At 44.5% G+C, this 12,233-nt stretch carries 10 protein-coding genes; 9 read left to right on the top strand and 1 reads right to left on the bottom strand.

Annotated features, from left to right (window positions below):
- The 9 genes from AC1DV1_RS18605 (at window position 1) to AC1DV1_RS18565 (ending at window position 10,183) form a co-directional block, all read left to right on the top strand.
- The gene (locus tag AC1DV1_RS18605) at window positions 1-3,108 is read left to right on the top strand and encodes an efflux RND transporter permease subunit (protein WP_477361928.1); all 3,108 of its coding nucleotides are present in this window, start codon (window positions 1-3) and stop codon (window positions 3,106-3,108) included.
- 10 nt (window positions 3,109-3,118) lie between these two features.
- Window positions 3,119-4,411 carry a TolC family protein gene (locus AC1DV1_RS18600; RefSeq protein ID WP_477361926.1) on the top strand — a complete coding sequence of 431 codons (1,293 nt, stop codon included), beginning with the start codon at window positions 3,119-3,121 and terminating at the stop codon, window positions 4,409-4,411.
- 59 nt (window positions 4,412-4,470) lie between these two features.
- The gene (locus tag AC1DV1_RS18595; RefSeq protein WP_477361924.1) at window positions 4,471-5,055 is read left to right on the top strand and encodes a TetR/AcrR family transcriptional regulator; all 585 of its coding nucleotides are present in this window, start codon (window positions 4,471-4,473) and stop codon (window positions 5,053-5,055) included.
- A 175-nt stretch (window positions 5,056-5,230) separates the two neighbouring features.
- Complete coding sequence (locus AC1DV1_RS18590; RefSeq protein WP_477361922.1) at window positions 5,231-5,821, top strand: TetR/AcrR family transcriptional regulator; 591 nt, start codon at window positions 5,231-5,233, stop codon at window positions 5,819-5,821.
- A gap of 214 nt (window positions 5,822-6,035) precedes the next feature.
- Window positions 6,036-7,136 (top strand): alkene reductase, encoded by a 1,101-nt coding sequence (locus tag AC1DV1_RS18585; protein WP_477361920.1) that lies wholly within the window; start codon window positions 6,036-6,038, stop codon window positions 7,134-7,136.
- Between the two features lie 26 nt (window positions 7,137-7,162).
- The gene (locus AC1DV1_RS18580; RefSeq protein WP_477361918.1) at window positions 7,163-7,966 is read left to right on the top strand and encodes an SDR family NAD(P)-dependent oxidoreductase; all 804 of its coding nucleotides are present in this window, start codon (window positions 7,163-7,165) and stop codon (window positions 7,964-7,966) included.
- Between the two features lie 23 nt (window positions 7,967-7,989).
- Entirely contained in the window at window positions 7,990-8,757 is a 768-nt protein-coding gene (locus tag AC1DV1_RS18575; RefSeq protein WP_477361916.1) for an SDR family oxidoreductase, read from the top strand.
- A gap of 21 nt (window positions 8,758-8,778) precedes the next feature.
- On the top strand, window positions 8,779-9,780 hold the full coding sequence (locus tag AC1DV1_RS18570) for an NADP-dependent oxidoreductase (RefSeq protein ID WP_477361914.1): 1,002 nt from the start codon (window positions 8,779-8,781) through the stop codon (window positions 9,778-9,780).
- Between the two features lie 64 nt (window positions 9,781-9,844).
- Complete coding sequence (locus AC1DV1_RS18565; RefSeq protein ID WP_477361912.1) at window positions 9,845-10,183, top strand: DUF2147 domain-containing protein; 339 nt, start codon at window positions 9,845-9,847, stop codon at window positions 10,181-10,183.
- Between the two features lie 261 nt (window positions 10,184-10,444).
- Here the strand turns inward: AC1DV1_RS18565 and AC1DV1_RS18560 are convergent, their stop codons facing one another.
- Window positions 10,445-12,229, bottom strand: coding sequence for a carbamoyltransferase family protein (locus tag AC1DV1_RS18560; RefSeq protein WP_477361910.1), 1,785 nt, complete (start codon window positions 12,227-12,229; stop codon window positions 10,445-10,447).
- Window positions 12,230-12,233 lie beyond the last annotated feature (4 nt).

Raw genomic sequence — 12,233 nt, 5'->3', positions numbered from 1 at the left:
ATGAAAAAGAACTCAAATTTAATTGAATGGGCAATGGAGTACCATGTATTCCCGCTTGCGCTTTCGGCCATACTCGTACTGCTTGGTTTATCCGGGCTTTTCAATATGCCACGAAACGAATTTCCGGATTTCACCATTAGGCAGGGTCTTATTGTGGGGCAATACCCGGGCGCGTCATCCAAACAGGTAGAAGAGCAGCTGACAAAAAAAGTAGAAGAATACCTTTTTAGCAACAACGAGGTTAACAAGAAAAAAACTTACTCTTTTTCGCGGGATGGCGTGATGTACATCTTTGTGGAGGTAGCGGATAACCAAAATGCCATCCAAACCAAAGCGTTTTGGAACAAGATAAAAAACGGGATGCTAATATTGCAAAGCCAGCTCCCTAAAGAAGTTAAAGGATTCTATATCGATAGTGATTTCGGCAATACGTCTGCCATGCTTTTGTCCGTAGAATCAAAGACAAGGCCCTATAAAGAACTGCTGCGTAATGTAGAAGATATAGAGGCAGAACTTAGKCAGGCACAGGATGTTGCCAAGATATCCCATACCGGCAACCTGAATGAGCAGATCACCATTTATGTAGATAATAATAAACTGCTGCAAAAAGGGGTATCTGTTAATAATGTGATGCAGGTACTGCAAAATGAAGGCGCAATTAATGCCACCGGTAAAGTAGAAGGAAAGGTGGTAGATGAGCCCATTCATTTAAGCACCTACTATAAAACCGAGGCCGAACTTGCCGGGCAGATCATCAGGCAGTACCCTGGCGGCAATTCGGTGCGTCTTCGTGATGTAGCTACCCTGAAACGTGAGTATGACGAGCCGGACAGCTATGTAACTTCCAACGGCACCAAATCCATCGTGATATCGCTGGAAATGATCACCGGTAAAAACATTGTGCAGTTTGGTAAAGAACTGGAAGAGCATATCGAAAAAGTAAAGCAGCACCTGCCACCCGATATTCAACTGGTAAAACTGGCCGATCAGCCGGAAGTGGTGGATGATTCGATCAGCCACTTTATGAAAGAGTTTGCTTTTGCGCTTATTGGCGTGGTATGCGTTGCCTTGCTATTGTTACCTTTTAGGGTTGCCGCGGTTGCTGCTGCAACTATACCCATTACCATAGCAGCAACGCTGGGTATTATGTATATGGCCGGTATAGAATTGGATACCGTTACGCTTGCCGCGTTGATCGTAGTGCTGGGGATTGTAGTTGACGACCCTATTGTGGTAATTGATAACCACGTAGAAAAGCTGGACCACGGCATGTCTGTTTGGGATGCCGCTATTAGCAGCGCCAAGGAATTGTTTCCATCAGTATTTACTGCTACGCTGGCCATATCGGCGACTTTTGTACCGCTGGCATTTTTTATGACCGGTACGGCAAAAGATTTTATCCGCCTGTTCCCGGTAACCATCATGATCGCTTTGACACTGTCGCTGATCATCTCCATGATGGTGGTGCCGTTTTTCAATACGCTGTTCATCAAAAAAGGCTTGCTGCATAATAAGGCAGATGAAAAAAGATCATTCCTGGACCGATTACAGGATTTCTTTAATAGCCATATCGGCAATTCTATGAAACACTACAAGCTAACCGTGTTTTTTGCGGTACTGTCGGTAGTGATCGGCATAGGGATTATGGGTGTATTGCCGCGACAGTTGTTTCCTAAAGTAGAACGAAACCAATTTGCAATGGAGATCTATCTGCCATCGGGCTACAGGCTTTCGCAAACGGACAGCGTGGTGAAGGGAATGGAAAAGATATTAAAGCAGGATAAACGTATCCTTAATTATACCAGTTTTATCGGCAGCAGTTCACCGCGTTTCCACTCCGTATATGCGCCAAATCTTCCGTCAAAAAATTATGCGCAGATCCTGATCAAAACAGTATCTGAAGACGCAACCGCAGAGGTGATTGTTGACTATCAGCATAAATACAGTAACCTGTTTCCGGCTGCTTATGTGCGGATGAAACAATTAAACATGATCAACGCGCTGGCACCTATCGAGGTAAGGATCAGCGGAAATGATATTCCAGCCTTAAAACAGGTAGCCAACCAGGTGTTAGCCATTGGTAAAACGCACAAACAGGTTACCTGGGCCCGGACAGATTATAACGAGATACAGCCAACCCTTAAAATAGATGTAAAAACAGCGGAAGCTGCACGGCTTGGATTAAGCAAGAGCGATATCGCCAATGCGGTAGCCCTGCATTCAGAAGGCATTACGGCCACACAAGTTTGGGAAAACAATTACGCTGTAGATGTAAAGATCAAATCGCCTAAAGCTTCCAGGAGTGACCTTTCGACCTTGCGTGATCTGAACATCGTGTCCCCGCAAACCAAAACATTGATACCCCTAAGGCAGGTAGCAGACATAAACCCGGAGTGGAATGATGGCCAGATTGCCCGCAGAAACAGTGTGCGTACGCTGACGGTACGTATGGACGTAACCCAGGAAGCTGTTGCCAATGCCGTATTGCTGAACCTGCAGCCGGCCATCGAAAAAATAAAACTTCCCGCAGGAGTGGAATTGCGTTACGGTGGCGAACTGGAGTTACAGGGAGAAAACCAGGGCCCGATGGGTACCGCGCTTGGTGTAAGTATCATATTTATATTCCTGATTTTATTGTGGCACTTTAAACACCTTAAACATGCCCTCTTGAGTATTACCACTATGCCATTAAGCTTATTGGGCGCATCTTTTGGCTTGTTTATCATGGGCTATCCCTTTGGCTTTACGTCGTTCCTCGGCTTACTTGCGCTCTGCGGAATTGTGGTTCGTAACGGGATTATCCTGATAGATTTTGCCGAAGAACTACGATTACATGAGGGTAAATCTGTTTTTGAAGCTGCAAAACTTTCTGCCGAACGCAGGATGCGGCCGATCTTTTTAACCTCCTCGGCAGCGGCTGTAGGCGTGATCCCGATGGTTATCAGCAGGTCATCCTTATGGGGGCCGTTGGGTACTGTGATCTGTTTCGGGTTACTGTTATCCATGTTGCTGACCCTATTCGTGCTACCAACGCTATACTGGCTGTTCTTCCGCAAGGAGGATCAAAAGCTTCCGAAAAGCAAAACAACGGAACCTGTAACTGCATAAGTCTATTATCATGAAAACATTCCTATTATCAATATTCACTTTTATATGTCTGCAGGCCGGGGCCCAGCAGCATATCATATCTCTGCAGCAAAGTAAGCAGGCTGCCATAGCCTATAGTTACGCTTTAAAAAATGGTGAGCTGAGGATAAGCTCTGCAAAAACCGATGTAGCTACAGCCAAGTCAGATTATCTCCCTTCGGTTAGTGCAACCGGGGTGGGTTTATTCGGGTTTAAAGATTTCGTATCGGCCGCGCCGCCATTATTAGAAAAAGGCATCAATAATTTTTACCTGTTTGGCGTGACCGGTACGGAGACCTTGTATGCTGGCGGCAAAATTAAAACGGGTAACCAGTTAGCCGCATTGCAGCTACAGGTTAGCCAGATCAATAAAAAACAATCAGCAGATTCTGTGATACTACTTACCGAGCAGAAATACTGGAACCTGGTAAACATACAGGAACAGCAGAAAACCATACTGGTCAATGAGGCATTGCTTAACACGGTGCTAAAAATGCAGAAAGATATGCTGGCATCCGGATTGATAGCCCGCAACGATCTGCTGAAAGTAAAAGTTCAGCTTAGCCAGTTGCTGGTTAATAAAAGCAAGCTACAGAACGGCCGCCGGGTGGCCCTGTTAGATTTTTCTATGTATACCGGTATTGCCTTTGATTCACTTATGGTGATGCAGGACACCCTTAATAAAAACAGCACCCCGGTATTACCCACCTTGCAGCCTGATACCAACCTGCACCGTAATGCCAATTATCAGTTATTAAGCAAACGTATATCCGGTGAAAAGCTACAGACCCGGTTAGCCGGTGCCGACAACCTGCCGAGCCTGGCAGTCGGTTTAAGTGCGTCACAGACGGGATCGATCAACAGCGGGATCGGGAGCAATTTTGCACCGGCCAGCTTTGTTACCCTGAGTATTCCTATCTCAAGCGGTTTATGGGGCCGGGGCAAGCAAAAGATGCAGAAGCAAAGAATCAATGAGCAAATAGCTCAAAACGATTTCCGCGACCGGCAAAACCAGCTGAGAGTGGGCATTATACGCTATTGGTATGATATGCAGGACCAGCTTACACAGATCAGCTATGCCAAAGACAACCTGGAACAGGCTACCGAAAATCTGAAAGTTAACCAGGATAATTACAAAGCCGGTTTGGCCACCATTTCTGAGGTACTGGATGCCCAGACTGCTTATCAGCAGGCTTCAAGCACGGTTGCCACTGCATTTGCTGATTTTTATGTAAGGTCGGCGGTATATAATTTTGTTACTGCGAAAACCGAAAGTCAGCCCTAAGGCCGGCTTTAAAAAAAACATCCTTGAAGCGTTAGCAGTCAACAACTAAAGCAACCGGAATGGAAGATAAAAGAAAACGCCTGATTGATATTGCAATCCAGCTTTTTATCAATCATGGTATCATCAGTGTAACAATGGATGAACTGGCGAAAACAGCCGGCATGTCGAAGAAAACCATTTACCAATATTTTGCCAATAAAGGAATCCTTGTCGAAGCTGTTGTTGACCAGCTGATCGGTCAATTTAAAAGCATCATCACTTCAAATATCGATACCGCAGATGACCCGGTACAGGAGTTAGTTCTTCAACAAAGTGTTTTTAAACATTTGATCGCCGTACGGTACCTTTTTAACGACATGATGTTAAAAAGGTACCCGAGGGCCATGAAAGCGTTCCATGAATTTAAAATCAATCATCTGAAGATGGTTATTGAATCAAATTTGTCAGATGGCATTGCAATGGGATTGTACCGGACAGGTCTGGATGTGCGGGCCACAGCAGGTATTTATATATCGGTAGCAGACTTTTACCTGTTTAATAATACTGTAAGAAACCCGGCTGACCTATTTGAAGCGCTCCAGTTATTTATAAACGGAATAAGTACCAATGACGGGCGTCGTCTCCTCGCCAATTATAATAAATAAAAGCAAGCGAACCTCTTTATAACATCTTGTTGAGCAGCATATTAAGAAAGCGCGACTCCAGTTAATCTTCAGGACCACCATGATTGTCATCCTCATATCACAAAGCATATAATATACTAAAAAGTATTTTTTATTAAACTTTTTAGTATATTTTTGTATCGTAAAACTTACTAATATGCTTACCAAAGCCGAAAGAACAAAGCAATTCATCCTGGAAGCAGCAGCCCCTATCTTTAATCAGAAAGGGATATCCGGCGCTAATATAGACGACGTGCTTGCTGCCACAAAATTGACTAAAGGATGCCTTTACGGTCATTTTGAAGGCAAGGAAGACCTTGCCCTGCAGGTTGTTGACCACATGTTAAATACTAACGGCGAAAAAATGTTACTAACTATCAGCAAGGGTAAAACAGCGAAGGCTAAAGTATTTGCTTTTCTCGATTTTTATAAAGACCCTTTGAATACTTACCTTAAAGGCGGATGTCCTGTATTTAATATTGCGGTGGAATCCGATGATAACTTTCCGGCTATTAAAGAAAAAATAGCCGGAGTCATCCGGCATGGGCAGGAGTTGTTTGTCAGTATTTTAAATCAAGGCATTGCCGGAGGTGAATTTTCTGACCAGCTTGATCCGGCTGTCTATGCGTTCAAAGCAGTGTCTGCTGTTGAAGGAGCTGTTGTGATGTGCAGGGCGATGAATACGGCAAAGCCGATGGCCGGTTTGCTCAGGAGCCTGAAAGCGGAGTTAGAAAGTTATGCGATATAATTTTTTTGATATAAAATATACTAAAAAGTCTTTTTTGTAAAGACGGGAAGTGTCTTCGAAATTGGGTCTTCAACCATACCCCGCAGACATCATTCAGTAAAAAACACATACAATTAAAATGAAATAAAATATACTAAAAAGTATAAAACAACAATTAAACAACGATAAACCAGGGTTGCAAACCTGCTTCCTGATATTATTTAAAATTAAAACAATGAATGATCAAATTATCTTCGAGCCATATAATTTAAATGGCCTTGCATTGAGCAACCGCATGGTAATGGCACCGATGACCCGCAGCCGTTCGGCTAATCCGGGTAATGTGGCTACAGAACTGACGGCACTCTATTATCAGCAACGTGCTTCGGCCGGTCTGATCATTACCGAAGGAACCTACGTCAGCCGTGACGCTATAGGGTACCTTAATGTGCCTGGAATCTATACGACGGCGCAGGTTGAAGGCTGGAAACTGGTTACAGATGCGGTGCATCAGCAAGGCGGGAAAATTTTCGCCCAATTATGGCATGTGGGACGATTATCGCACCCTGACCTGCTTGACGGCGAACTTCCGCTGGCGCCATCAGCGTTAAATCCGCTGGCCCAGGCATTCACCACTGAAGGTTTTAAAGACACGGTAGATGCCAGGGAGATGACAATGGGGCAAATCAAAAAGACCATTAATGATTTTAAACAGGCTGCCGCAAACGCGGTGGAAGCGGGTTTCGACGGTGTTGAACTGCATGCAGCCAATGGCTACCTGCTGCACCAGTTTTTCAATCTTTATTCCAATAAACGCCAGGATCAGTACGGCGGCTCCATCAAGAACCGTGCGCGCATATTATTCGACATCCTGGATGAACTGTATACGGTAATCGACATCAGGAAAGTAGGCGTAAGATTAAACCCTGCTCTTCACGGTATCCAGGGTATGATGCTCGACGAGGAAACTGTGGCTGTGCACGATTACATCGTTGCCAAATTGAATGAATATGACCTGGCTTACCTGCACCTGACCGAGCCTTTTACCGATGTTTCGGGCAATCCCTGGGCTATTGAGGAAGTTGCCAAACGTTACCGTCCGCTTTATGATGGCACTATTATCATTAACCGCGGATTTAACAAGGCAACAGCCGGCCAGGTATTGAACGATGGTGATGCCGACCTCGTATCATTCGGGGTTCCCTTTATTGCCAACCCTGATCTTGTTGAGCGCTTTAAAGCAGACGCGCCGCTCAGCCAGGCCGATCCGTCGACTTTCTACACGCCGGGAGAAAAAGGTTACACCGATTATCCGGTCATGACCGAGCAACAATAGTTTATGAAACAATAAAAAATAGGAAAATGAAACAAACGGTATTAGTTACAGGCGCCTCATCGGGCATCGGGCTGCTTGTCGCCAGCAAGCTCCACGAAAATGGCTACCAGGTAATCGGCACAAGCCGCGATCCGGAAAAACACCAGGCAAAATTACCATTTAAGCTACTGCCATTGGATCTGAATGATGACCATTCCATAGCATCTTTTGGCGAGCAACTGTTCAATCAGATCAAAACTTTAGATGTGCTGATCAACAACGCAGGTTTCTTAGTAAACGGACTTGCCGAGGAAACCCCTATTGAGTTAGGCAAGCAACAGTTTGAGACCAACTTTTGGGGAACGATCAAAATAACTAACGAGTTGCTGCCCTATTTCAGGAGGCAAAAACATGGAAAAATAATTACGCTTGGTTCCCTGCTGGGTTTAGTGAGTCTTCCAAATACTTCCTACTATTCGGCTTCCAAACATGCCCTCGAAGGCTATTTTAAGGCACTTCGGTTTGAATTGAACCAGTTTAACATCAAGGTGGTAATGGTTGAGCCGATCAGTTTCAAAACCAATATCGGCGAAAGTGCAACTGTAGCAAAAGGAACGATCGCAGACTATGATCAGTTCCGGCAGAAGGTCATCGCCTATACCAAAACGGCATTTGATAAGGCACCCGATCCTGCGCCGGTTATCGCTACTTTATTGCAGGCAGTGAAGGAAAAAAATCCAACGTTTGGTTACCCCGTCGGAAAAGGATCATCAATCGTACTCCTGCTTCAACATTTCGCCTATAAGTTTTTCGAGAAATCCATTCTGAAATCGATTGACGCTTCAAAATAGAATTAATAATAGAAATAAAAATCATGCAATTAAAAGGGAAAACGGTATTGATCACAGGTGGTGCATCAGGTATCGGACTGGAAGCAGCAAAACAATTTTTAGCCAATGGCGCCAGTGTAATCATCACCGGCAGAAACCAGGGGAAATTAGATGAAGCAAAGAAACTGTATCCAGCTATTACGGCTATCAGAAGTGATGTATCAGACGCGGGTGATGCGCAAGAGCTTTTTAACCAGGTACAGCAATTGGGCGGTATAGACATTTTATATAATAACGCAGGGGTGTTAACTGACCCGATCAACCTCGGTACAGCAAACGATCAGCATATTGAGGATGCCGCGTATGAAATGAACGTCAATTACCTGGGCGTGATCCGGCTTAACAATTTGTTTATCGACATGCTTAAATCAAGAAAAGAAAGCGCGATCATCAACACCACTTCATTACTGAGTTATGTTCCGTCATTGCTGGAAGCCACCTACGCCGCATCCAAAGTAGCCTTGCAGTTTTACACCAAAGCACTGAGAAAGCACCTGCAAATTTTGAACAGCAGCGTAAAGGTTTTTGAACTTTTACCGCCGCTTGTTGCCACAGAAATGACAACTGATATGAACGGCAAAAAAATGACCACGGCAGATATGGTGAAAGCTTTTATTGCAGGCCTTCAAAAGAATCAGCTTACTATCCGTATAGGCGATACCAAGGTAGTGTATATACTGAACCGGCTTTTTCCGAAACTGACTTTTAATTTGGCTAATCCTAAGAAAAGTTACAAAGTAATAGCCTCGTAAAACCATTATAACCGTAGAAAAATGAAAGCTTTCATTATAGACAAATATAAAAGCAAGGACGGCGGGCACATCGGGCAAATGCCCGTACCTGTACCACAGGCAGATGAAGTATTGGTGGAAGTACACGCTGCCGGTATCAACCTCCTGGATTCCAAAATCAGCAACGGGGAGTTCAAACTCATTTTGCCGTATAAAACACCGTTTGTTTTAGGTCATGATGTGGCGGGCGTTGTAACCAAAGTTGGGGCCCGTGTGCGCCAATTTAAAGTTGGCGACGAGGTTTATGCACGGCCGGCAGATCACCGGATTGGAACCTTTGCGGATTTTATTGCAATTAAAGAAACTGATTTAGCGCTTAAGCCGAAAAGGCTGGGCATGGAGGAAGCCGCGTCCATCCCACTGGTGGGCCTGACCGCCTGGCAGGCATTAATTGAAAAGGGGAACCTGAAGAAAGGGCAGAAAGTATTCATACAGGCAGGCTCTGGTGGTGTAGGCACATTTGCCATCCAACTGGCGAAGTACCTGGGCGCTACCGTGGCTACAACTACAAGTTCCGCCAACATCGAGTTAGTAAAAAGCCTCGGTGCAGATGTTGTCATTGACTATAAGAAAGATGACTTTGAGAAAGTGCTACATGATTACGACCTGGTTTTGAATAGCCAGGATGGAAACACGCTCGAAAAGTCGCTACGTGTGTTAAAACCCGGCGGAAAACTTATCTCGATCTCCGGTCCGCCTGATCCGGATTTTGCAGAAGAGATCGGAGCCCCCTGGTTCGTGAAACTAATTATGCGCTTGCTGAGCTCGGGAGTCAGGAAGAAAGCCAAACGGCTTAAAGTATACTTTTCCTTTCTGTTTATGAAGGCAAGCGGGTCTCAGTTGAGGGAAATTACCTCCCTTATTAATTATGGCAACATCATACCTGTTGTAGACAAAGTTTTCCCTTTTGAATCGATCAAAGAAGCGATGACTTATGTTGAAAGCGGACGTGCCAAAGGAAAAGTCGTTGTTAAAATTAAATAAAGTTGTTGCTTGTTAACGCAATATCTTAAACTCTCATAATGATGAAAAAATAAGAATAATATTATTGCTATGCCTTTTTACAGTGGTAAAAGCTTTTGCACAAATTCCAGAAGCCGATAAGATCTTAGGCGTATGGCTGAGCGACGATAAGACGGGTAAAATTGATGTCTATAAATCAGGAGGAAAGTATTTTAGCAAACTGATCTGGGGAAAAACGATGTACGAACCGAATGGAACGACCTCCGGGAAAGACATTAAAAACAAAGATGAAAGATCGAGGTCCCGTAATCTCAAAGATCTGATTATACTCAACGATTTTACTTATCATGACGACACCCGGGACGGTGGCCAGATTTACGATCCTTACAGTTGTAAAACATACAGTTGCCCCCCATTCTCCTAAGGTATCGTACAGCCGGAGGATCTGGTTGTGCTCAACCGCTACCCGTACTATTTCCTCCCTGACATCCTATTAGAACCGGACGGTGATCCTGGTCGAAAACACAGTATATAACAGAAAAAAATCAAAGGTGCCGCAATTTAACGTGCGGCACTCTTTAAAGCGCATCGGATATGGCCGCAAACTGCACTCCAGCGTCAAATAGGGAGGCATGACCTAATGCATTAAATATTTAAAACCTATCTTGTCATACCAGCAAACCACTCATTTTTGCAGCAAAAAATCTTCCAATACTAAAATGTCCATACCTGTTTGTATAAAACATGCCAGGGCTTGCCGGGGGGTATTTACTATAGGTTCGTCCATACGATTGAAGGAGGTATTAACAAGGCATGGGCAACCGGTTAGCATGTAAAAAGCCCGAAGCAGAGTATAAAACTCTGTATTTTCCTGCGAATTAACGGTTTGCAAGCGGGAAGTGTAATCAATATGCGTTACAGCCGGGATAACGGATCTCTTGATTTTTAGTTTATCAAAGCCCTTAAATGTGTGTTCGTCTTCATTCCCGGATAGCCAAAACTCTTGTTTAATATTGGTTACCAACGACATATACGGACTGGTACCCGTCAACTCAAAATATTCTGCGGCGTATTCTTCTAACACGGCAGGTGCAAAGGGACGGAAAGATTCTCTGAATTTAATCTTTTGATTTAAAACATTTTGCATATCTGCATTACGCGGGTCGGCCAGAATGCTTCGGGCACCCAGGGCACGCGGACCAAATTCCATACGCCCCCTAAAGTAGCCTACTACTTTTCCATCGGCCAGGCAGGCGGCTACTTTTTTATTGAGTTTTTCTGTAGACAGCTCTTCAAAGTTGATTTCATTTTCTATCAAACATTTCCTGATTTCATGGTTAGAAAAAGACGGTCCTAACAGCGAATTCTGCATTTTATCATTTCCCCCGGTATCCTTTCGCGCATCCTGCGAGTACCCGTAATACACCGCGTACGCCGCTCCCAATGCCCCACCGGCATCCCCCGCGGCAGGTTGGACCCAAATCCGTTTAAAGCCCGACTGTTTCAATATTTTCCCGTTCGCCACGCAATTTAGCGCCACACCGCCGGCCATGCACAAATCGTCAATTTGGTATTCCCGGTGTAATGTCGATGTTAGGGTAAGCATGACCTTTTCGGTTACTGCCTGGATAGAGCATGCCATATCCATGTGGAACTGGCTGAGCTCTTCCCCGGCTGTCCTTGGCAAACGGCCAAATAGTTGGTGAAAGTTGGACGAGGTCATGGTGAGACCTGTGCAGTAGTTAAAGTAGCGCATATTAAGGCGAAAGGAACCGTCATCTTTCAAATCTATCAGATGTTTAAAGATTTGGTTGATATATACAGGTTCACCATAGGGTGCAAGGCCCATTACTTTGTATTCATCACAATTTACTTTGAAGCCCAGGTAATAGGTAAAGGCCGAATAAAGTAAACCTATGGAGTGGGGAAAACTGATTTCTTTTACCTGTTCTATCCGGTTATTGGTACCAATGGCTACCGAAGTGGTTGGCCACTCCCCTACGCCATCAGCTGTTAGTATTACGGCTTTGGTAAACGGCGATGGATAAAAGGCCGAGGCCGCGTGCGACTGGTGATGTGTAGTAAAAAGCAGTTTATTAGCTTTAGGGTTCCAGTTGCCATCAATGCTTTTTAACTGTTTAATGAGGTTTTTCTTTAAAAACAGCTTATCCTTTAGCCACAAGGGCATGGCTTGCATAAATGAAAGAAACCCTGCCGGGGCAAAAGCCAGGTAGGTTTCTATTAGCCTTTCGAATTTCAGGAATGGCTTTTCATAAAAAACAACATGATCTACCTGGCTGAGCGTGATTTTGGCTTCCCTAAGGCAGTAAAGGATAGAATTCAGCGGGAAGCTTTCATCATTCTTTTTGCGGCTAAAACGTTCCTCCTGTACCGCGGCTACAATGTGATCATCGTTTAACAGGCAGGCCGCGCTATCATGAAAATATGCCGAGATTCCAAGCGTGTACATACCC

The organism is Mucilaginibacter sp. P4_D1, from assembly GCF_056401935.1.
Note: the sequence above shows the minus strand (reverse complement) of the source record. Positions and strands in the feature narration are given on the sequence as shown.